18 protein-coding genes and 2 tRNA genes are annotated in these 21,185 nt (G+C 53.2%); 8 read left to right on the top strand and 12 right to left on the bottom strand.

Annotated elements, in window-relative coordinates; all coding sequences use genetic code 11:
- Positions 1 to 9: 9 nt before the first annotated feature.
- Positions 10 to 86, bottom strand: a tRNA-Asp gene (locus RJ38_RS14325).
- 109 nt (positions 87 to 195) lie between these two features.
- Between RJ38_RS14325 and RJ38_RS18230 the strand changes: the two genes are divergently transcribed.
- The gene (locus RJ38_RS18230) at positions 196 to 1,479 is read left to right on the top strand and encodes a DUF6161 domain-containing protein (RefSeq protein ID WP_052245418.1); all 1,284 of its coding nucleotides are present in this window, start codon (positions 196 to 198) and stop codon (positions 1,477 to 1,479) included.
- A gap of 49 nt (positions 1,480 to 1,528) precedes the next feature.
- Here RJ38_RS18230 and RJ38_RS14315 read toward each other — a convergent pair.
- The 8 genes from RJ38_RS14315 to RJ38_RS14280 all read right to left on the bottom strand — a co-directional run bounded on the left by RJ38_RS14315 (position 1,529) and on the right by RJ38_RS14280 (position 9,530).
- A tRNA-Asp gene (locus RJ38_RS14315) sits at positions 1,529 to 1,605 on the bottom strand.
- 175 nt (positions 1,606 to 1,780) lie between these two features.
- Positions 1,781 to 2,722 (bottom strand): calcium-binding protein, encoded by a 942-nt coding sequence (locus RJ38_RS14310; RefSeq protein ID WP_052245417.1) that lies wholly within the window; start codon positions 2,720 to 2,722, stop codon positions 1,781 to 1,783.
- 164 nt (positions 2,723 to 2,886) lie between these two features.
- Positions 2,887 to 3,795, bottom strand: a complete 909-nt coding sequence (locus RJ38_RS14305; RefSeq protein WP_202903893.1) for a carbohydrate kinase family protein — start codon at positions 3,793 to 3,795, stop codon at positions 2,887 to 2,889.
- The gene (locus RJ38_RS14300) at positions 3,792 to 4,847 is read right to left on the bottom strand and encodes an ABC transporter ATP-binding protein (protein ID WP_039019566.1); all 1,056 of its coding nucleotides are present in this window, start codon (positions 4,845 to 4,847) and stop codon (positions 3,792 to 3,794) included. The genes RJ38_RS14305 and RJ38_RS14300 overlap by 4 nt, the downstream gene beginning before the upstream one ends.
- A gap of 1 nt (position 4,848) precedes the next feature.
- Entirely contained in the window at positions 4,849 to 6,333 is a 1,485-nt protein-coding gene (gene argH, locus RJ38_RS14295) for an argininosuccinate lyase (protein WP_039019565.1), read from the bottom strand.
- Between the two features lie 112 nt (positions 6,334 to 6,445).
- Positions 6,446 to 7,321: a carbohydrate ABC transporter permease gene (locus RJ38_RS14290; RefSeq protein ID WP_039019564.1), complete on the bottom strand. Its 876-nt coding sequence runs from the start codon at positions 7,319 to 7,321 to the stop codon at positions 6,446 to 6,448.
- Position 7,322: 1 nt separating this feature from the next.
- Positions 7,323 to 8,216 carry a carbohydrate ABC transporter permease gene (locus RJ38_RS14285; protein WP_039019563.1) on the bottom strand — a complete coding sequence of 298 codons (894 nt, stop codon included), beginning with the start codon at positions 8,214 to 8,216 and terminating at the stop codon, positions 7,323 to 7,325.
- Between the two features lie 60 nt (positions 8,217 to 8,276).
- Positions 8,277 to 9,530: an extracellular solute-binding protein gene (locus tag RJ38_RS14280; protein ID WP_039019562.1), complete on the bottom strand. Its 1,254-nt coding sequence runs from the start codon at positions 9,528 to 9,530 to the stop codon at positions 8,277 to 8,279.
- 154 nt (positions 9,531 to 9,684) lie between these two features.
- On the opposite strand from RJ38_RS14280, the gene RJ38_RS14275 reads away from it, so the two are divergent.
- A complete protein-coding gene (locus RJ38_RS14275; RefSeq protein WP_052245416.1) occupies positions 9,685 to 10,932 on the top strand; it encodes an ROK family transcriptional regulator in 1,248 nt (415 codons plus the stop codon).
- Positions 10,933 to 11,076: 144 nt separating this feature from the next.
- Positions 11,077 to 13,485, top strand: a complete 2,409-nt coding sequence (locus tag RJ38_RS14270; protein ID WP_039019615.1) for a PIG-L family deacetylase — start codon at positions 11,077 to 11,079, stop codon at positions 13,483 to 13,485.
- An 8-nt stretch (positions 13,486 to 13,493) separates the two neighbouring features.
- On the opposite strand, the gene RJ38_RS14265 is transcribed toward RJ38_RS14270, so the two are convergent.
- Entirely contained in the window at positions 13,494 to 13,931 is a 438-nt protein-coding gene (locus RJ38_RS14265; RefSeq protein WP_052245415.1) for a hypothetical protein, read from the bottom strand.
- 91 nt (positions 13,932 to 14,022) lie between these two features.
- Here RJ38_RS14265 and RJ38_RS14260 point away from each other — a divergent pair, with 91 nt between their 5' ends.
- The 3 genes from RJ38_RS14260 to RJ38_RS14250 all read left to right on the top strand — a co-directional run bounded on the left by RJ38_RS14260 (position 14,023) and on the right by RJ38_RS14250 (position 16,822).
- Positions 14,023 to 15,027: a hypothetical protein gene (locus RJ38_RS14260; RefSeq protein WP_039019561.1), complete on the top strand. Its 1,005-nt coding sequence runs from the start codon at positions 14,023 to 14,025 to the stop codon at positions 15,025 to 15,027.
- Positions 15,028 to 15,176: 149 nt separating this feature from the next.
- Positions 15,177 to 16,457, top strand: a complete 1,281-nt coding sequence (locus RJ38_RS14255; protein WP_039019560.1) for an O-acetylhomoserine aminocarboxypropyltransferase/cysteine synthase family protein — start codon at positions 15,177 to 15,179, stop codon at positions 16,455 to 16,457.
- A gap of 59 nt (positions 16,458 to 16,516) precedes the next feature.
- Positions 16,517 to 16,822, top strand: coding sequence for a hypothetical protein (locus RJ38_RS14250; protein ID WP_039019559.1), 306 nt, complete (start codon positions 16,517 to 16,519; stop codon positions 16,820 to 16,822).
- A 68-nt stretch (positions 16,823 to 16,890) separates the two neighbouring features.
- Here the strand turns inward: RJ38_RS14250 and hppD are convergent, their stop codons facing one another.
- A complete protein-coding gene (gene hppD, locus RJ38_RS14245; protein WP_052245414.1) occupies positions 16,891 to 18,009 on the bottom strand; it encodes a 4-hydroxyphenylpyruvate dioxygenase in 1,119 nt (372 codons plus the stop codon).
- A gap of 125 nt (positions 18,010 to 18,134) precedes the next feature.
- Between hppD and RJ38_RS14240 the strand changes: the two genes are divergently transcribed.
- Both RJ38_RS14240 and RJ38_RS14235 read left to right on the top strand, forming a co-directional pair.
- On the top strand, positions 18,135 to 18,608 hold the full coding sequence (locus RJ38_RS14240) for an Lrp/AsnC family transcriptional regulator (RefSeq protein WP_039019558.1): 474 nt from the start codon (positions 18,135 to 18,137) through the stop codon (positions 18,606 to 18,608).
- Positions 18,609 to 18,617: 9 nt separating this feature from the next.
- Positions 18,618 to 20,474, top strand: coding sequence for a monovalent cation:proton antiporter-2 (CPA2) family protein (locus RJ38_RS14235; protein WP_039019557.1), 1,857 nt, complete (start codon positions 18,618 to 18,620; stop codon positions 20,472 to 20,474).
- A gap of 113 nt (positions 20,475 to 20,587) precedes the next feature.
- On the opposite strand, the gene RJ38_RS14230 is transcribed toward RJ38_RS14235, so the two are convergent.
- Entirely contained in the window at positions 20,588 to 21,103 is a 516-nt protein-coding gene (locus tag RJ38_RS14230) for a CarD family transcriptional regulator (RefSeq protein ID WP_039019556.1), read from the bottom strand.
- Positions 21,104 to 21,185 lie beyond the last annotated feature (82 nt).

Here is a 21,185-nt window from a genome sequence, read left to right as displayed (position 1 = left end):
TTGATAAAATGGCGCGGTTGACGGGACTCGAACCCGCGACCCCCGGCGTGACAGGCCGGTACTCTAACCAACTGAGCTACAACCGCGCTATGGGGGCTGTTTATGGTTCCCGTCGCACAGGGTCAAGCGACAAAATGCGAGATTGTGAAAGTTTTTTAACCCGTTACAGTCAGGCGGTATTTTAGAGGGGATACTATGACCGACTTAGCAGATTTGACGCCCACCCCAACAGAAACCGCAGTACATAAAGCTGAAAAATGGGTTGAGGATTTCATTCAACGCGGAGGAAAAACTGAACTTCGCTTTCATGGAGAAGCAGGGGCTTATAAAGAACTTACTCAACTCCCTTGGAATATCACCCACGCGCAACAGGCGAAACATATCGGCATTCCTGGAACAAAGATATCCGATATCCGCCCCCTCACATCCCTCCCCAACCTGCAATCTCTGGACATACGAGACAGCGAGGTCGAAGATCTACGTCCGGTGCTTGAGATGCCACATCTCTATCGTAGCCCCTCTTCCCCGCAGCCCGTTCAATCTCCGGGACTTCAGTTCAGCGGTTGCAAGGCCACGCAACTGGATCCGCGTTTAAAAGAGATTTCAGAGATTGAGGATGGCCAAGAGCGATATATCCAAACGGTGAGATATCTATCCACCCTGCCTCAGTACCCTGCGTTTCTGCCCCACGAGGAAGAACGAATGTACAAAAGGGCTAGCGACAAGATAGACGCATTTTCTGAGAAGACTGATGAACGCGCATCCCGGCTCGCAGAGTTTTCTCAGACCTTCAATAGGGAACGTACTCAAGTTAACCACCAGTTAGGCAAACAACTGTTAAAAGGACGTGATATATTCCAAGGCTTCAGGCAAACTATTGACGAAGCCAACCAAGCCATACACGCGACCAAATCAGAACTTGACGCATTCAAGGCCGAGTTTAAAGAACGCATCGCAGTTACCGGCCCAGTCGAATTGTGGGCGGACAAGCAAGCGGAGCATAAGGAACATCAACGTGTCTCATTTGGATGGTTCCTATTCGGGCTTGGGCTAACAGCTGCACTCGCGGTCGTTATCATCATCTCACCGTTTTTATTTCCGGACCAAATCAACACCCTGTTTTCTGCTCCTGGATGCGATGCGAGTGCCGGAGCAGGGTGTACTGGTTTCAGCTTGCACAGCGCCTTGGTTATTGCGGCTATTCTGACGATTTTCACAGTCGCGCTTTGGTTTACACGTTTGCAGATGAAGCTTTATCTTGCTGAGCGTCACATGCGCTTGGACGCACGTGAACGTGAGGCCTTCACCAAAGCCTATATCGGCCTACTCAGCCAAGGCGACACCTCAAAAGAAGCCGCAGATCAGCGGGCGCTTGTTTACGGCGCGCTATTTCGACCAAGCTCTGATGGAACCGTTAAAGACGACGGGGGACTAGACCCGGCGATTGCTGCGGGCCTCTCGAAACTTTTGGCAAAGTGAATTCACAAATGAAAAAGGCCCCCGTGAGGAGACCTTTTCAAAGCAGTGATGGCGCGGTTGACGGGACTCGAACCCGCGACCCCCGGCGTGACAGGCCGGTACTCTAACCAACTGAGCTACAACCGCCCACTGCGTTCCATCTTAGGAACTGTGGGCGTTCTAGAAGCAGGACACGCAGCGGTCAAGCGGTTCTGACGTGTTTTTTGCATTTATTTGCATGCATGCTGATTTAAAAGGAAGAACAGGCAAGAAACCGGTAGTCAAAGACCACAGAAAGACAGTTCAAAAAGACAAGATCGGATTAGACCGCCACCGTCGTTTTGTTGATCACGGTGATATCGCCTGTCGTCAAGGTTTGGCCACCGGTGATGTCGGCGATTTTCGTGCCATTTAACATGATTGACGCGCCAGTGTTATCAGCATGTGGCACCACAGTTATTTCAGGTGCATCCGCCGGAACCGCTGGGTCCCATTTATAGTTCACTTCGACGCGGTCAACGCCCGCTTCAAAATCTGTCACCCTGGCAATCCCCGCATTGCCTGCGTCGTCCCCGATTGCAAACGTGTCGGTGCCAGCCCCCCCGATGCCGGTATCATTTTTGCCTAACAGCAGCGTGTCGTCCCCGTCCCCACCATCAAGACGGTCTGCACCGTCGGCATCATCATTCTCTTGGATATTTGACGCAAGTGTTGCCGTCTCAAAGTATCCGCTAAGAATATCATTACCTGCGCCGCCATAGATAATGTCTGCCCCCGCACCCCCATTGATGGTGTCATTGCCGCCATCACCATAAAGCGTGTCATCGTTGCGACCACCATAAATCATGTCATTGCCAGCATCGCCATGAACGATATCGTCGCCGCGTTTCCCCAACAGCGTGTCATTGTCCCCACCGCCGTTGATCTCATCCACATCGTCACCACCACTGATGTGATCATTGCCAGCATTGCCGTTTAAAATGTCATTTCCTGCCTTGCCAAAGATACGATCATTTCCATCGCCACCGTGAACGGTATCAACGCCTTCACCGCCGGTCAGTTCATCGTTGCCACCAGCCCCAAAAATGAGGTCATCACCAAGACCGCCATCAAATGAATTATCGGTATCATCACCGATATAGGTATCACTCTCGTTGGGTTCCGGTACGGCGGCCCCCGTCTCTGCGGTGTCATCATCTGCATCACTGACAAGACCATATGCCAACGGAACAAAAAACATTAGAGCATTGGCAAAAAACAACATCCCGGTCACCAATCAATTAATTCAATTCGCGCAAGATTAATAAATCTGCGCAATACTCGATAAAACAAAAGAAAAATCATGCATTTGGGCGAAAAGTGCAATGAAAATCGGATTTTGGGAGGAAAAGAGGACCGAAGTTGGGCTTTTGTATCGCATTTCGGCAACTATTCTTGGGTATCGGCCTCGAGCAAAGCGCCAGTGCCCCCCATGGCACCGACAGCCATGCGACCGCAGTGATTGCCCTGAACGATACAATCGGGGACCGGATTTCCGTCGATCCATGAATGCAGGAAACCTGCGTTAAAGGCATCCCCAGCACCGGTGGCATCAACGACATTTGTTGGCTCACCCGGAACATGTTGGTGACCGAGGGGACAGTGCCCGGCCGCCCCGTCGGCCCCCAATTTCACCACGGTTAACGGCGCAGTCCCCAAGGGCACGCCAATGCGATCAAGCCAAGCCTGTTCCGTTCGATTGGGCAGAAAAACATCTACATCTTGGATCAAGGAAAGCACTTCCGCGCGGGTGAGGCTATCATCCCAACCGCAATCTAGCGAAACCGTAAGCCCAGCATCCCGGGCCAGTGTTAGGATTTCTGGCATCTGAACCAATGTCGCCAATTCGCCGATATGCACATGTGACACGGGAAGCGAGGATAAGTCATCCGCATCCGGAAGTGTCGCGGCCGGGCCAGAGCGCCTTGTTACAAAAGAACGATCTGCCCCGGATGGGATCACCACTGTTACCTGAGGATCTGTGGCAGGATCAGCCGGGGAACACAGGCTAAGATCCGCACCAGCGCGCATCAACTCTCCAGTGATCGCATCCGTAAAGGGACCAGACGGCAAAGTCGCGCAAAGCCAAGCTGGACGCCCCTGCGCAACAAGCCAAGCCGAGGTAATACAAGCCCCGCCGCCGGGCATCAACGTTATCCCCTGCGCAAATTCTTCGGTGCCAGGCGCCGGTGCACCATCAATGCCTGAGAATACAAGGTCACAATAAAGGCGTCCGATGCACAACACGCCCCCCGCCCGTCCGACGGTGCGCAATTGGCTTCCCATATGCATGCTCATACGAGGGCCTCTCCACTTGTCGCATCGAACAAATGAATGTTCTCGGCCAACGCACCCAAGGCAATGCGGTCCCCAACCTCGGGTGGATTTTTCCCCGGTGCGCGCACGATAACTGCCCCCAAGTCACTGCTTAGATAAAGCAAGGTTTCTGGCCCCAAGGGTTCTCGTAACGACACGGTTCCATGTAGAATGGGATCGGCACTTCCCAGCTGTAGATCATCCGGGCGCACCCCGATTTTGAGTGGCGTACCGGCCTTTACATGTGCGAGAGATAGGGGCAAGGCAACATCCCCCAACATCACGCGCCCACCTTTAATTTCGCCGTCCCAAATATTCATAGACGGCGCCCCGATGAATTGCGCAACGAAAATGTTCGCGGGCGTACGGTAGACCTGTTCTGGGGGGCCGACTTGCTGGATATGCCCGCCCTTCATGATGACGATACGGTCCGCCATGGTCATGGCTTCAACCTGATCATGCGTCACGAAAACAATCGTATTTCCAACACGTTGATGGAGTTTCTTAATCTCAAGTCGCATCTGAGTACGCAGTTGAGCATCAAGGTTTGAGAGAGGTTCATCGAATAAAAACACCGCCGGATCCCGCACCATGGCACGCCCAATGGCGACCCGTTGACGTTGACCGCCAGACAGCTGATTTGGTTTTCGTTCCAGCAGATCGACCATATCAAGAATGGCTGCGACGTCCTGGATACGGGCCTCTTTTTCCGGTTTGGAAAGCTTCGATGTGCGCAGACCAAAAGCGATGTTTTTCTTCACAGACATATGCGGATAAATCGCGTAATTTTGGAACACCATCGCGATATCACGGTCGCGCGGTTCAAGGTTGTTGACCACGCGCCCACCGATTTCAATGTCACCACCCGAGGCATCTTCAAGCCCTGCAATCAAACGCAACGTCGTGGATTTTCCGCAGCCAGATGGGCCTACGAAAACCACAAATTCACCATCTTTGACTTCAAGATTGATGCCGTGCAGCACCTCAGTCTTGCCATAAGATTTCTGCAGGTCTTTTAGCGTGAGATTGGCCAATTCAGATCTCCATCAACTTGGTGAATGTAATATTAAGGGCCGAGGTCGCGGATTGACGGCGGGTCTGGCGCAGGTGCTGTTTCTGGCGCAGTTCGGCCAATTCCACCGTGTAAATGTCAAAGGCCGCATCCAGGGCAGCGGGGGCCGGGCCGCCGAGGCGGTCACGGCGAAGGATGAAACCTTCCGGTGACACGGCCTCAAGGAAGGCTTGCTGACCGAGGACGGTTTCGCGCTTGATTTGCGCCAAAAACGCATCCGTAAAGGCTTCGTACCCAGCCTCAAGCCCCTGCCCCATGGCAATCACTGTTTTGGAAACCATTGCTGCGATTTCATGGGCTTGACGGAAGCTTAATCCTTCGTCACGCACCAATGTATCCGCCAATTCCGTGATCGTCACACAGGCCGCGTTCATATTAGCGCGCACCCGATCCGCGTTGATCGAGGTCGCCGGGATGAACGCGGTTAACAGGCGCGCACAACGACTGGCACTGTCAAAGGCGGCGTATCCGCCCTGCTGCACTTCGCCCTCGCTGTCGTTCATATCGGTGAAGGGCGTGTTATGCATGGTGTTGACCACCGCGTCGGCGCGCCCACAGGTCATGCTGGCGAGATGGCGCATATGTTCGATCGGCACGGGATTGCGTTTCTGCGGCATGATAGATGAGACCTGAACAAGGCTGTTTGGAACGTGAAGTTGGCCAACCTCAAAGGCGGACCAAAATTGCATGTCCTGGATCACACGGCCCAGATGCAGAAAGGTCAGTTTGATCGCAGAATACAGCCCGGTGACGTAATCGACCGAGGCGATGCAGCCATAGGAGTTCAGTAAAGGTTCTTTGAAGCCAAGAAGTTGCGCCATGCGATCACGGTCGATTTTGAAACCTGACGTGGTGATGGCGGCGGCCCCCATGGGACAATGATCGAGGCCTTCAATGGCCGCTTCAAGACGGGTAATGTCACGTTGCAGAACCTCCAATGCTGCGGCCAGATAATGCCCAAATGTCGTGGGCTGGGCAGGTTGGCCATGGGTCCAGGCGGTGATCAAAGTCGTTTTCTCATCGCGCGCCTTTTGCAGGATTGCATCGGCCAATGCATGAAGTTCCGCGATCAAATTTTCTGCACGCGCTTGGAGCGCCAATTTGAACACTGTGTGGTCCATGTCATTGCGCGAGCGCGCGGTGTGCAATGCCCCGCCTGCGTCGCCCAAGTGACGTTTCAATTCGGCCTCGATGAAGAAGAAATAATCCTCGTGCTCGCCAGTGTATTCCAGCGCCTCGGGATCTGTTTCGGCCTCGATGGTTTGCAATGTATTGGCGATATCGCGCGCTACATCTGCGGATAGGATATTGGTTTCGCGCAGCATCACCAGATGGGCTTTGTTGATCGCGCCCATATGTTTGGCGTAATGGGTTTTGACACCCTCAAACAGCGGGGCGAGCACTGTTTCCTTGTAAACAGGATGGGGGAATTTATCTGTGTCAGTCATTGTGGTGCCCCTTGTTTGCGCGGGCCAGCCCTAGCGCATTCCATCCAGCGGGGGCCAGCCCCCGCGCCCCCGGGATATTTAGACTGAAAAGAAAGAGTGAATTCAGCATGTGTTAACCTTTTAAGCCAGCCATGACGACGCCGCGAATGATGAACCGTTGGAACACCATAAAGACGATCAGAGTTGGAATGGTTGAGATGGCGGCACCTGTCATGATAAGTTCCCATGCGACGTCGGCCTCATCTCCAAAGCCCGATAGACCGACGGGTACGGTGTACATTTCGGGTGAGTTTGTGACAATCAGGGGCCAGATGAACGCGGTCCAGTTGCCCAAGAACACAAAGATCGCAAGTGCTGCTAAGGCGGGTTTGACCAGCGGCATGGCGACGGTCCACCAGATTTGCAACTCGTTTAGGCCATCAATGCGCGCCGCCTCTAGGAAGTCATCAGGTACGGTCTCAAAGAATTGCTTCATCAGGAACGTACCGAAAGCGGTCATGAGGCCCGGGAACATGATGCCCCAATAACTGTCGAGCCAGCCGAAGCTTTGAGACATGATATACCATGGAATAACCAGCATTTCCGTGGGGATCATCAGGGTCGAAAGGATCGCTATGAAAATGATATAGCGACCCGGAAATTTGAATTTGCACAGGGTATAGCCAACAAGTGAATCAAACAGAAGATTTGAGATCGTGGTCACGACTGCTATCACGATGGAATTCAGGAACCAGCCGTAAAACCGTCCATCTTCAAGCACATAGGTATAGTTTTCGATCGTTGGTTCATCCGGGATGAATTTGAGGTTATAGACCTCATGCGGCCATTTCAGGGATGTAGAAATCATCCATGCAATCGGCATCACCATCGCAAGCCCACCAATAAACAGCAGCAGCCAGCGGATATATTGACCATAGCTGCGTTTGATCGGGGTTTTGGTCGCGTTCAGCAGGCCATCGGTTGTGGGGCGGATCTCTGTGGCGGCCATATCAGCGGTCCCTCAGCAGATATAGTTGCAACAGACTGACACACAGAAGGATCGTGAACAGAACCACGGTTTGTGCCGCGGCATAGCCCATATCAAACCCGTTAAAGGCGGTGTCATAGATCATAAGAACCAAAGGCTTGGTGGCATTCAAAGGCCCGCCCGGGTTGTTGGTGGTCATGTTGAAGACATGGTCAAAGATGCGCAGAAATCCGATTGAACTGAAAACCGTGATGAAGATGATCGTCGGTTTCAGCAGTGGAATGGTGATTTGGGTCAGGATGGTAAAACCGGAGACACCATCAATGCGCGCGGCCTCGTAATAACTGGTGGGAATGGCGCGTAGACCTGCCATGAAGATGATCACTTGAAAGCCCAATCCCGCCCAAATCGCGGGGGCCAGAACGGCAGGCAACGCGTTGGTGGTCGAGTTCAGGAAGTTAATTTGTGGGATGCCGAATGTTGCCAAGATATTGTTGAAAATCCCCACAGGAACCGGCTGATAAAACCAACGCCAGACCCAAGCCATAGCCACAGCGGACGTCATGAACGGCAGAAAATACATCATGCGGATAAATCCATGCATGAAGCGCACGCGATCCAGATGAAAGGCGATCAAAAAGCTGATCACAAGGCTGAAGGGTGTCCCCAACAGCAGATACACAAAGGTGTTTTTAAAGACTTTCCAGAAGACCTCATCGTGCCAAAGCTTGACGTAATTATCCGCGCCCGCCCAAGTACGCGCGCTTAGCAGGTTCCAATTTTGGAAGCTTAGGACAATCGCATTGCCCGTGGGATAAAAGCGGATCACCACATAAAACAGCACTGGGATCGCAAGGAAACCCCAAGCCCAAAGGATGTGTTTCTGACGTATCGTCAGGGTGTTACGAAGGTTCATACATGTATTCCTGAAGGGCACCCCTGCCAATGCGGCAAGGGTACGTCACAAGATGAGAAATCAGTCAGCGTAATATTCGTCGAGAATGACTTGCTCGGCTTTGGCGGCATTGGCGAGGGCCTCGTTCACGGGCTGATCTTCGATGCTGACGTGCTGCACCATATCCATCAGGACTTGGCGTTGCGCGCTTTCATTGGCGAAGATCGTGGTGTTGGCATAGGCCAATCCGCGAATGAACGGTCCATAAACGTCGTGATTGGCGTTGACCTCGGTCATGCCGACGGACGGTTTCGCGGGCAACTCACCCACCACATCCAACCAAATCTGCATGGCCGCGTCTGATGTGACATATTCCATGAATTTGACCGATGCTTCATACCGTTCGCCTTCGGCTTTGGATGTGATCGCATTCACCCAATAAGAACTGTAGTTCGATTGTGTGCCGTCCATTGCAGCGGGCAACTCAGCAACGCCCCACCGCAGGCCCCGGATTTTATCAAGCGATCCAATGCGGAAAGACCCGTCAATATGCATCCCCGCCATGCCCGCCTTAAACGCGGCCTGGGGTTCATCCATAAAGCCCGCAGCCGTGACGCCGTGTTCTTGTTCAAGTCCCGTGTAGAATGCCGCAGCCGCTTGGCCTGCGTCGGAATTATAGTTCACGGTTTGGTAATCGTCTGTATATGGCTCGCCGCCCATTTGCCGCACGAGAACCTCGCGGAACCAATGGTGATCCTGGGCGTTCATGCCCGTGGTGATGCCAACTTGCGTAATATTGCCCGCGCCATCGCGTTTGGTCAGCTGACCGGCGATTTCCACGAGTTCATCCAGATTGGTGGGTGGGCTTTCGATGCCCGCCTCTTCAAACAGGCGTTCATTGTAAAACAGCGCAAGCGAACGCACGGCAGTGGGCAAGGCCCAGTAATGATCGCCATCTTTCATGGCCTGAACCATTGGGAAGAATTCCGCATCAATGCGCGCGGGATCAAATGTGTCGGCGGGCAAAGGTTGGATCAGCTCGGCCTCGACGTAATCATTGAGCCAACCATAAAACAGCTGCACCACATCCGGCCCCTCACCGGCAGGGATCGCCGCCGCCACTTTCGTGCGGTAATCAGCATAGGGAAAATGGGTCATTTTGACGGTGATGTCTGGATTGGCGGCTTCGAAACCTTCAATCAGCTGTTCCATCGCCGTCACACGCGCGTCAAAGTAATACTGCCAATATTCAATCTCTACCGCTTGGGCAGATGTGGCTGCAAAACTGGCCGCACTGATCGCCGTTCCAAGTGCGAATGCTTTGAATTTACTCATAGGTTCTTCCCTCCCTTTTGCGCCTAGACCTCCCCCGGCCCAAGCAATTTCTGGATACTCCCCCTTAGGGAGATCTCGAATGAAATATCACAAAGTAGGGAATTGTTAACTCAATCAAATTGAGTTAACAAGGGGCGTAATGTAATGAGGGCCCATGAAACCTATTTCTAAAGATAAATTTGAACGTCGATCCAATGCAGGCAAAGCCTCATCTAGCAGCACGGGCAACAGCACGGGCACAGGTGCAAATTCTGAACGTGCACGACAGCACAATCGCAAACTTGTGCTCAGTGCACTCCAAGATGCTTACGCTGGCAATGGGACCGCCGGGCGCGCCGAAATTGCGCGTCTCTCCGGCCTGTCCACCCAAGCCGTCAGCAACATTATTGCTGATCTCGAAGCGCGCGGATTGATCCGTGCCTGTGGACGGCGCAGCGTAGGACGTGGCCAGCCAGCAATTCAATATGAAATCAACCCGGACGGTGCATATGCTCTTGGATTTGAAGTGCGCCCTGATGCCGTGTTCTGCACCTTGATCAACCTCCATGGTAAGGCTGTTTTTTGGGATCGAAATCCTCTGCAACAAGCCACACCCCAAAACGTCGCCCAGGAAATGTTAACCCTGAAATCCGAAGCACTGGGCATTCGAAATCTGTCTGCGAATATGATTTTGGGGGTCGGTCTGGTTATGCCTGGCCCCTTTGGCATCACGGGTATCACGGGTCATCAATCTGACCTTCCGGAGTGGCAGGACATTGATGTGCGCGATTGGGCTCAAGAATTGCTTGATCTGCCCTGCCTTGTCGAAAATGATGCGAATGCCGCCGCTATGGCAGAACGTATTTCCGGCGCCGCACGCGGTTTACGCGACTATGCCTGTCTGTATTTTGGCGCGGGTATTGGCTTGGGCATTGTGAATGACACGCAGATTTTGCGCGGAGCCTTCGGCAATGCCGGGGAAATCGGGCATATTCGTATCCCGATGCCGTCCGGTCCTGCACGCCTTGAGCAAGTTCTCAGCCGGATTTCCGTTCAAAAACACTTGAAAATCAATGACATATCAGCGCAAACCACTGAGGCGCTCGAGGCCCATTTCCAATCCGAAACCCCAGCCTTAATGGCCTGGATTGATCAAGCCCGGCTGGCCCTCGCCGAAGCGACAAATCTGATCGAAAACCTCTACGACCCGGAAACCATTGTTTTATGTGGCGCCATGCCCGCCGTGATTTTCGCAGCCTTGGTCCAAGATTTATCGCTTTCCCCCCATTCCGTATCCGTGCGGCCTGATCGAACGATTGACCGCGTGGTGCAAGGCAGCTCGGGCCCAATGACCGCCGCACTTGGATCCGCAGCCTTGGTGCTGAATGATGAGTTTACACCGAAATTCATGGGAAGTTCTTGAAAGAACTCGCGCCCCAAACTGATGAAAACATAAGATAATATTATTGAGTTCAAGAAGATTTGTTAAATTTAGGAAATCTCAGGAATTCCCTGACACATTGCATAAGGATGTCACAAAGTGACTATGAACGCGCAGGATCACCACATGCCAAAAGACGAAGAAACTTCAGTCGAGAAACGCATTCGCAAACAGCAATTGCGGCCCCGCATCGCGGCCCTATGGCAAGCATTGCAACCTCTGCGCACGACCCTGTCCTTCATGAACAGCGGCGCGCATCCTGACGATGAAACCAGTGCAATGCTGGCCTGCTTGGGGCTTCGTGATGGGCTGCATCTTTCTTATGTTTGCGCCAATCGCGGCGAAGGCGGGCAAAATGATTTGGGCACCGAAACAGGTGCAACATTGGGGGCCTTGCGTACCGCAGAAATGGAACAGGCCGCCAATCATTTGTCCATGCGCCTGTATTGGTTGTCCCAAGATCCGAATGACACCATATCAGATTTCGGGTTTTCCAAAAGTGGTGAAGAAACCCTGCGCCAGTGGGGCGATGCCCGAACCTTGAAACGTATGGTCGACGTGGTGCGGCGTGAACGTCCCGACATCATTTGCCCAACCTTCCTTGATGTCCCCGGACAGCATGGCCACCACCGGGCCATGACCCGCGTCGCCCAACAAATTATGAATTTGGCAGCCAATGTATCTTATCCTGACAGCGACCTCCCCCCTTGGCAGGTCAAGAAGCTTTTCTTGCCCGCATGGGGTGGCGGCGGGGATGCTTATGACGACGAAGTGCCGCCCCCAATGGCCACCCATGTGATCAGCGCCAAAGGCTGTGATCCCGTCACGGGCTGGAGCTATGAACAAATCGCCCAGCAAAGCCGCGTGTTTCACAAAACCCAAGGCATGGGACGTTGGGTCAGCCCCGGCACAGAACGCGATTGGCCTTTGCACCTATTGGACAGCCGCGTTTCGGATCTCACCTGCAGCGAAGGGGAAACCCTTGGTGCAGGGATCGCGTCGCGCCTATCCGACCTCGCAGCCCTTCCTGGCGCAGAACCGATTTCCCAGCTTTTGCGCGACACGGAAGATTGTTGCAATGGCGCGATCGCCGCCTTCCCCAATGGCCGTGCAATCTGCGACGCCGCGACGAAAGCACTTAACGTCCTACGGTTGGCTCAAACCGACTGCCCTGATGCCGCAAAAGACCAAATCTTGCACCGATTGGAACGTCTGGAAAATGCGATTTCACGGGTGATTTGGCTTGCCTCATCTGCCGAAGTTTCGGCCTTTGTTGATCAAACTTGGCTGACCCCGGGCGAGACCGCGAAACTCACCATTGAGACCCGCGAAGGGCGCGCACAGAACCTCGATGTGCAAGCTGCGCTCCCCGAAGGTTGGTTCTCGAAGGATGGTCATATCGGGTTGGACAATACTGCCCTGCCCCATGACGGATATCGTGATTGCTTTGACCCTCATTTCCCACCAGAACCCGCGCTGCAGGTCAGTTTTACGGTCAATGACACTCCGATCTCTCTGCGACTGCCCTTGGACAACCCGCCCGTAGCCCTGCCCGCACAAAGCGCAAGCCTTATGCCCGAGGCCGCGATCATCAACACATCCACCCTCAGCCGCGAGATCAAAACCTCACTGTCTGGCATCACGCCTTCCGGCGCAGTCGCCTCGTTAAGCCCGCCAGAAGGCTGGGAGATCGGTGTAGAAGGTACTGGGTTTGCCGTTGCGGCACCGATGGACGCACAACCCGGCCTGTATGAACTGCCGATGACATTGGATGGGATTGCTGCGCGCAGCGTCCAACGTATAAGCCACGCCCATATTAACCCAACCGCCTTAACGGATCAAAAAAGCCTAAAAGTACGTATTTTACATGCGGAAATTCCAAACGTGCGTGTCGGATATATTGGCGGCGGGAATGATAACGTCGATGCTTGGATGTCTGCAATGGGCGTGCAAGTGGAACTTGTATCTGACGAAGATCTCCAGGTTCCGGGCGCATTGTTACGGTTTGACACCATTGTCATCGGCATCTTTGCCCTTGGTTTTCGCCCGGGTCTAAAAGATGTGATGCCAGAACTGCACGCTTGGATGCGCGATGGTGGGACGTTGATCACCCTGTACCATCGCCCGCGTGACAATTGGGATCCGGCCATGTCTGCCCCTGCTCACCTTGAAATTGGGCAGCCGTCCCTGCGCTGGCGTGTGACCGACAAGAATGCTGCAGTGAAACATTTGGTGCCGGATCATGCGATTTTGAATACGCCAAACAAGATCACCGATGATGATTGGGCTGATTGGCACAAAGAACGCGGGTTGTATTTCGCCAAATCTTGGGGGGAAGAATACACCCCGATCCTTGAGATGTCAGATCCTGGCGAAGCCCCCCACCAAGGTGCATTGCTGGTCGGTGACATTGGGGATGGCCGACACATTCATTGCGCCTTGATTCTTCACCACCAAATGGAACAGCTTACACCGGGCGCATTCCGCTTAATGGCCAACCTATTGGCCAAACGTGACCCATCATCAGGATCATAAGCGTCAGCCTATCTTTGAATTGAAGCGCGGTTCACTTGAATACTGTCCTCGCGACCATCATCATAGATCAAGCGCAGGTCAACACGATCAACCGAACCGCCGGGTTCGTTCACCAACCAAACGGCTCGGTTTTTAGTGGCATTCGGGCGCAGCTCAGATTCATAACACGCTTCAAGATCAAGCGACTTTTCACTGCCACCATTGATCCTGTAATGCACCGCCGACAGACCACAACGCCAAGCCGCGATCTGAGTGAAATCCAACACGTCTTGTGCACTGTCTGCGCGCAAGCTTACCCAACTGGAACGCGTCGCAGTTAGAATCGGGCGCACCTCCCCGGCGGTGGTGAAATTATCAGCCATTAAAGGCGGCGCGGTGATCAATCCAAAACAGACCCCCGTGGCGATATGGCGAAAGCGACGGATATAGCGCGTAAAAATAGACAAATTCCTGCTCCTGCAGTCAACAATCAGGCTTTCCGTTTGCGCTGAAAACAATCTATAAACGCCCCAGCGGCAACGGAAGAATAGTGTTATTATGATCAAAAATAGAGCAAAACAAAAAAAGTTCAACATTGTCATTGTCGCGCAAGCCGGCCGACTGTCATATGAGGCCGTGATTTTTGTGACCTCATTCAAGCGCAACAACCCCGATTTCAAAGGTAGGTTGTTTGTCGCGGAGCCCCAGCCCGGCCCTAAGTGGCATTCAGATCCACGCATTCACGACCCCGAAATTCGGGACCTTCTGGAACATTTCGGCGCAGAGATCATTCCATTTGAAAATGAACACTTTGGCCAAGATTACCCGCATGGAAATAAAATCGAAGCGCTGAAAGCCCTTCCCAAAGGCGAGCCCTTTGTTTTCTTTGACACCGACACATTGGTCACCGGTAACATTGAAGAGATTCCGTTTGATTTCGACCACCCCAGCGCGTCGCTTATGCGCACGAACACATGGCCAACGATTGAACTTTATGGCCCCGGATATGCCGAGACTTGGAAATCGCTTTACGACAAATTCGGCATCGATTTTGACAGCAGCCTCGATCTAAGCAAACCAGACGAATATTGGGAACGTTATTTATATTTCAATGCCGGTTGGTTTTTCTACCGCTGTCCGCATGAATTTGGTCGCCTGTTCACGGATTACGCCGTCGCAATTCGCGATGATGGGCCGGAAACCATTGTCTGTCAAAATCTTGACCCTTGGCTTGACCAAGTTGCATTACCTTTGGTGATCCATAAGCTAGGTGGCGCACGCAAAACCGTACCTGATGGGCTATTGGACGGTAAAATCACCTGTCACTACCGCGTGTTGTCTTTGCTTTATGCCCGCGAGCGAGACGCTGTCGTTCAAGAGCTGGAAGAGGCAATCGCCCATAATAAGATCAAGAAAACTATCAAAAAATATGATGCGATCCGAAAATTGGTCTACCAAAAGAAGGGTCAAAAAATTCGTACCATGTTTGACCAAAACAAACTGCCACGTAAAGAACAAGTGCTTCGCAATAGGATCAAACGCGAAAAACTGTGGATGCGATAGCCCCGCGCGAAAAATCTGCGCAAAGCCCATACAAAGAATGTATTCCCCAAATTTTGCGTAATTTCGGGAATACTATCCAAACTGACCTATCCGTATTGACCCATTCGGAATATCCCCCCAGTCTATGAGAAAATCTGAGGGAGAATCCAATGTCTGACACCCCTGTTCTGGGCTTTGATACGCAACAAATTCATGCTGGGTCCCATCCTGACCCCGCCACAGGCGCGCGCCAAACACCGATTTACCAATCAACGGCTTATGTGTTTCGCGATGCCGAACATGCCGCAAAACTGTTTAATTTACAGGAAGTTGGCTATATCTATTCACGCCTCACGAACCCGACTGTCGCGGTCTTACAGGAACGCATCGCAACCCTGGAAGGCGGCGCAGGTGCGGTTTGCTGTTCTTCTGGCCACGCGGCTCAGATCATGGCACTGTTTCCCCTGATGGCGCCTGGGCGCAATATCGTGGCATCGACCCGGTTATATGGCGGCACGTTGACGCAATTCAGCCAAACCATCAAACGTTTCGGCTGGGAAGCCAAGTTCGTTGATTTCGATGACACCGACGCCGTGGCCGCCGCGATTGACGACGACACACGCGCCGTCTTTTGCGAAACCATTGCCAACCCAGGTGGGGTGATCACCGACCTAGACGCGATTTCAAGCGTGACCAAGGCTGCGGGCGTTCCGTTGATCGTCGACAACACAACCGCCACACCTTACCTATGTCGCCCCTTTGAACATGGCGCGACTTTGGTTGTCCATTCCACAACCAAATACTTAACGGGCAACGGCACGGTGACAGGTGGTTGCGTGGTTGACAGCGGCACGTTTGACTGGTCCGCCAGTGACAAATTTCCATCACTTTCCGCACCCGAACCCGCCTATCACGGCATGAAATTCCACGAGACATTTGGTGCGCTTGCATTCACCTTCCATGGCATTGCCGTTGGTCTGCGCGATCTCGGCATGACGATGAATCCGCAGGCAGCCCATTACACATTGATGGGGATTGAAACCCTGTCATTGCGCATGCAACGTCACGTGGAAAATGCGGCCAAAATCGCGGCTTGGTTGGAAACCGACCCTCGTATTGAAGCTGTGGGTTGGGCCGGGCTGCCCACAAGCCCCTACCGTGAACGTGCGGAACGTATCTGCCCCAAAGGTGCAGGTGCGTTGTTCACAATCGCGCTGAAAGGTGGATATGATGCCTGCGTAAAAACGGTCGATGGGTTGAACATTTTCAGCCATGTGGCCAACCTAGGTGATGCGCGGTCATTGATCATCCACCCCGCTTCGACCACCCACCGTCAGTTGACAGAAGATCAGCAGATCGCAGCGGGTGCCGCGCCCAATGTGGTGCGCCTGTCCATCGGAATCGAGGATGCTGCGGATTTGATCGCAGATCTTGATCAAGCAATTGTCTAAGTGCCCTGCCCCGGTGAATTTTCTGCTGGGGCAGCATTTTTAAATTTGTGATGAGTAACATGAAAAAAGTAAAAACGACCTATGCCGTGGCCATTGCGGCAGCCTTTACCCTCAGCGCCTGTCAATCTTCGGTTCCACAAATCGCGTCGTCAGACGCATGCGGTGCGTCCCAATTTGAACACTTGGTTGGTGGCCCCTCCCGCGCAACCATTGGCTTGGATATTGCGGATGACTCTCGCCACTATGGAAGTGAAGAACGTGTCGCCACCAATGTGCCGACACGTCTGAATTTTATTCACAGCGGCACCGCCTTTGAATCCGTGACTGACCCCAGTTCCACCATCATCAAAGTCTTCTGCGGATAAGACAATCACACAACGGTTCTGCCCTACATCTTCTGATGCGGGGCAGAACTTTGCAGCGTGTAGTTCCGTTATTCCGCGGCGGTCGCTGGCACATCGTCGGTGCCCAGTTCGCCATTGGCGATTTGTTCACGCTCAATTGATTCAAACAGTGCTTTGAAGTTGCCTTCGCCAAAACCGTCGTCACCCTTGCGCTGGATGAACTCAAAGAAGATTGGGCCAATCACAGTCTTTGAGAAGATCTGCAGTAAAATACGGGTTTCACCACCATTCACCACACCTTCGCCATCAATCAAGATCCCGTGTTTTTCCATGCGATCCAATGGCTCTTCATGATCGACCACACGCTCTCGGCTCATCTCGTAATAGGCCTTGGGTGGGGCGGGCATAAAGCGCAGACCACGATCATAGATCACATCGGTCGCCGCGTAGATATCTTCTGTACCCACCGCGATATGCTGGATGCCTTCACCGTTGTATTTCTTCAGGTAAGAAACAATCTGGCCCTTCTCGCCCCGGTCCTCGTTGATCGGAATGCGGATACGGCCACAGGGTGACGTCAACGCACGACTGACCAGACCGGAATGTTTTCCCGCAATGTCAAAGAACCGGATTTCTTTGAAGTTGAATAGGTTACCGTAAAAGTGGAACCATTTATCCATGTTCCCTTTGAAAACATTATGCGTCAGGTGATCAAGGTAATAGAAGCCAACGCCCGCGGGATGGGCCGGTGCAACCCAGTCAAATTCATCATTATAGGGGCTGGTGTCATGATATTGGTCGATGAAATACAGAAGGGACCCGCCGATGCCCTTAATAGCAGGCACATTCAGGGATTTATCATCCGCGTCATAAGGTTCAGCACCCATCTTGATCGCATGTTCATACGCATGCTGTGCATCCACGACGCGCCACCCCATGGACGGGGCGCAAGGGCCGTGTTCATCCACGAAACGCATCCCGAATGATCCAGGTTCTGCGTTCAAAATATAGGTGATGTCACCCTGTTTCCACAGCTCAATCGCTTTGGTTTTATGTGTGCCGACGTGTTGATAACCCATTTTGGCGAATAAATCGCGCAACTGTTGCGGGTCTTCATGCGCGAATTCTACGAATTCAAAACCATCCGTACCTGCTGGATTTTCACCGGAAATCACGGATTTGGGGGCATTATGTGGAAAAGGTCCCATTGGGCTCTCCTAGGTATAACTGTTGCGCTTTTCCCAATTATGTCGCATAATATTTGCGAAATGCGCGCATATTTCACGCTATTGCACTTGCACTTCGCGCCGAGTTTTCGAGATTTAGGGTAAATATGCACAATACACGCATCGAACTGGACAGTATAGATTCCCGCCTGTTGGCCGCCCTACAACGCAACGCCCATCTGACCTCGCAAGAGTTAAGCGAAGAACTGAACCTCTCGGCCAGTCAGATCAACCGACGCCGTCACCGGCTGGAAAACGATGGCGTCATCGCAGGATATTCCGCGCGGTTGACGCCCACGGCTGTGGGCCTAACCGTCCAGGCCTTTATTCAGGTTCAAATGGAAGCACACGCCCCCGAACGCGCCCGCGCCTTCGCGACATTGATCAGCACGCGGCCCGAAATCACATCGGCCTGGACCCTAACCGGCGAAGCCGATTACCTGTTACGTGCTTGGTGCCAAGACTTGGGCGCATTAAACCATCTGATCCACGATGTTTTGCTGCCCCACCCGTCTGTCGCCCGCGTGCAAAGCCAAATCGTGATGGACCAACTCAAAGCGGACGCCCCGCTGCCCACCTAGGAGAGACCCATGCAGGAATTTCTGCTTCAAGCCACAATTTACCTTGGCGCCGCCGTCATCGCGGTGCCGATTGCATCGCGGCTTGGGCTTGGGTCTGTTCTGGGCTATCTGATGGCCGGAATCCTTATTGGGCCTGTGATTGGTCTTGTGGGCGATGAAACCGAAAGCTTGCGTCATTTTGCTGAATTTGGCGTGGTTATGATGCTGTTCATCGTCGGTCTAGAGCTTGACCCCCGCGCCTTATGGGACATGCGCAAAAAGCTTCTGGGCCTTGGCGGATTGCAGATCAGCCTCACGACATTGGCTGTTATGGGGGCGTGCATGTGGATCGGATATAACGTCGGAACCAGCCTTGCGATTGGCTTAACCTTCGCGCTGTCCTCGACCGCGATTGTGCTGCAAACCCTAAGTGAAAAGGGACTGATGGCCAGCGAAGGCGGGCGCAATTCTTTTGCGGTTCTTCTGACGCAAGACATTGCGGTGATCCCGATGTTGGCCTTGGTTCCCTTGCTTGCAGTGCCAGGATTAAACAGCCACCACGGCGGCGGTCATGGCGCAGAAACAGCGTTATCTTTGGTCGAAGGCCTGCCCGGTTGGGGCGTGACACTGGTCACCATCGCGGCGATTGCCGGGGTGATCTTAGCGGGACATTACCTGACGCAACCCTTGTTTCGATACGCACATATGGCACGGCTGCGCGAACTTTATACCGCGCTGTCGCTGTTGATCGTCATCGGCATCGCCTTCCTAATGAGCCTCGTTGGCCTATCCGCCGCCCTTGGCACGTTTCTGGCCGGCGTGGTTCTGGCCAACTCAGAGTTCCGCCACGAGTTGGAAGCCGACGTAGAACCTTTCAAAGGCTTGTTGTTGGGTGTGTTTTTCATCACCGTCGGCGCGGGCATTCGATTTGATTTACTTTTTGCCACACCGTTTCTTCTGATTGGGGCAACCATTGCTGTCATGACGATCAAAGGTCTAGTTCTTTACGGCATTGGCCTTAGCTTTGGCTTGAAAGGGCGCAATCAATGGCTATTCGCCCTGTCCCTTGCCCAAGCTGGGGAATTCGGGTTTGTGATGCTGGGGTTCATGGTACAGACCGATGTATTGCCCACCGCCTTGGCGGATCAGCTGTTGTTGATTGTGGCCCTGTCCATGCTGTTGACCCCGCTTTTATTCATCCTGTTTGATCGTCTCAGCGACAACTTACTGTCTGGCGCCGAGGTCACCCCGGACGATGAGATCACCGATCAAGGCGAGGTGATCGTCGCGGGGATCGGGCGTTTTGGGCAAATCGTCAACCGCATGATCAACTCATCGGGCTTTTCTACAGTTGTCTTGGATCATAACCTGCAAGCCGTGAACATGATGAAACGTTTTGGGTTTAAGACGTTTTTTGGCGACCCCACCCGGCCAGATGTTTTGATCGCTGCGGGATTAAAAGACGCCAAAATTCTTGTCATTGCCATTGATGGACCCGAGGCGGCTGTGAAACTGACGCGGTCCGCCCGCAAAGCCCGCCCGGATCTTCACATTATTGCGCGTGCCCGCGACCGGATGCATGTGTATGAGTTGTATCAGGCCGGAGCCAATGACATCGTGCGCGAGAATTTCGACAGCTCAATGCGAGCGGGGCGCTATGCGCTTGAGAACCTTGGCCTCACGGAATACGAAGCCCACCAACAAACCGAAGCCTTCCGTGTGATGGACCGCGACGCGGTGAAAGAACTGGCGCAATATTGGAAGCAAGATGTGGCCATCGATGACAACCCAGAATTCATCAAACGTGCTGGTGAGATGACCCGTGAACTGGACGTCGCCCTGATGCGGCAACTCGAGAAAATGCGTGAGGACAACGGGGCACGCTAACGCCCCTATCCCACCACGCCAGACACGCCAGACACGCCAACGGGCGGACAAAACAAAAAGCCGCAGCGCAAGGCCACGGCTTTTGATATTCGCTTGTTTTGGTGTTTAGGTGTTTAGGCTGCGGATACGCGCGCGGACAGCACGTCACCGATCTGGCGCTGTGCATTGCCTTCGTCACCACCGCCAACGGCCGCAACTTCGCGGGTCAGACGTTCAAGGGCCGCTTCGTAAAGCTGGCGTTCGGAATAGCTTTGTTCACGTTGATCATCGGTGCGGTGAAGGTCACGAACGACCTCTGCAATCGCGATCAGATCACCTGAGTTGATCTTCTGTTCATATTCCTGCGCACGACGGGACCACATAGCGCGTTTCACGCGGGCTTTGCCTTTTAGCGTGCCCATAGCTTGGTCAATCATCGCAGGCGATGACAGGTTGCGCATGCCAACTTCGATGGCTTTGTTGGTTGGTACGCGCAAAGTCATTTTGTCTTTTTCAAACGAAATGACAAAAAGCTCAAGCGCGATTCCGGCGATTTCCTGTTCCTCAATCGAGATCACTTTGCCCACACCATGAGAGGGGTAAACAACAAATTCATCGGGGCGAAAATCGTATTTCTTAGCTTTGCTCATATGTCTCGGCTTCCTTCGTCGTGGCGTTATGCATGATGCCTAAGCATCTAGACCGATGTGTTGCGACAAAAATTCCGACGGG

Source organism: Halocynthiibacter namhaensis, assembly GCF_000812685.1.
GTDB classification, from domain to species: Bacteria; Pseudomonadota; Alphaproteobacteria; order Rhodobacterales; family Rhodobacteraceae; genus Halocynthiibacter; species Halocynthiibacter namhaensis.
The sequence above is the reverse complement of the archived record's forward strand: the minus strand, read 5'-3'. Positions and strand labels throughout refer to the sequence as shown.

Coding starts and splice junctions, on each gene's coding strand:
- RJ38_RS18230 (WP_052245418.1), top strand. CDS start 196: ATGACCGACTTAGCAGATTTGACGCCCACCCCAACAGAAACCGCAGTA.
- RJ38_RS14310 (WP_052245417.1), bottom strand. CDS start 2,722: ATGTTGTTTTTTGCCAATGCTCTAATGTTTTTTGTTCCGTTGGCATAT.
- RJ38_RS14305 (WP_202903893.1), bottom strand. CDS start 3,795: ATGAGCATGCATATGGGAAGCCAATTGCGCACCGTCGGACGGGCGGGG.
- argH (WP_039019565.1), bottom strand. CDS start 6,333: ATGACTGACACAGATAAATTCCCCCATCCTGTTTACAAGGAAACAGTG.
- RJ38_RS14290 (WP_039019564.1), bottom strand. CDS start 7,321: ATGGCCGCCACAGAGATCCGCCCCACAACCGATGGCCTGCTGAACGCG.
- RJ38_RS14285 (WP_039019563.1), bottom strand. CDS start 8,216: ATGAACCTTCGTAACACCCTGACGATACGTCAGAAACACATCCTTTGG.
- RJ38_RS14280 (WP_039019562.1), bottom strand. CDS start 9,530: ATGAGTAAATTCAAAGCATTCGCACTTGGAACGGCGATCAGTGCGGCC.
- RJ38_RS14275 (WP_052245416.1), top strand. CDS start 9,685: ATGAAACCTATTTCTAAAGATAAATTTGAACGTCGATCCAATGCAGGC.
- RJ38_RS14270 (WP_039019615.1), top strand. CDS start 11,077: ATGCCAAAAGACGAAGAAACTTCAGTCGAGAAACGCATTCGCAAACAG.
- RJ38_RS14260 (WP_039019561.1), top strand. CDS start 14,023: ATGATCAAAAATAGAGCAAAACAAAAAAAGTTCAACATTGTCATTGTC.
- RJ38_RS14255 (WP_039019560.1), top strand. CDS start 15,177: ATGTCTGACACCCCTGTTCTGGGCTTTGATACGCAACAAATTCATGCT.
- RJ38_RS14250 (WP_039019559.1), top strand. CDS start 16,517: ATGAAAAAAGTAAAAACGACCTATGCCGTGGCCATTGCGGCAGCCTTT.
- hppD (WP_052245414.1), bottom strand. CDS start 18,009: ATGGGACCTTTTCCACATAATGCCCCCAAATCCGTGATTTCCGGTGAA.
- RJ38_RS14240 (WP_039019558.1), top strand. CDS start 18,135: ATGCACAATACACGCATCGAACTGGACAGTATAGATTCCCGCCTGTTG.
- RJ38_RS14235 (WP_039019557.1), top strand. CDS start 18,618: ATGCAGGAATTTCTGCTTCAAGCCACAATTTACCTTGGCGCCGCCGTC.
- RJ38_RS14230 (WP_039019556.1), bottom strand. CDS start 21,103: ATGAGCAAAGCTAAGAAATACGATTTTCGCCCCGATGAATTTGTTGTT.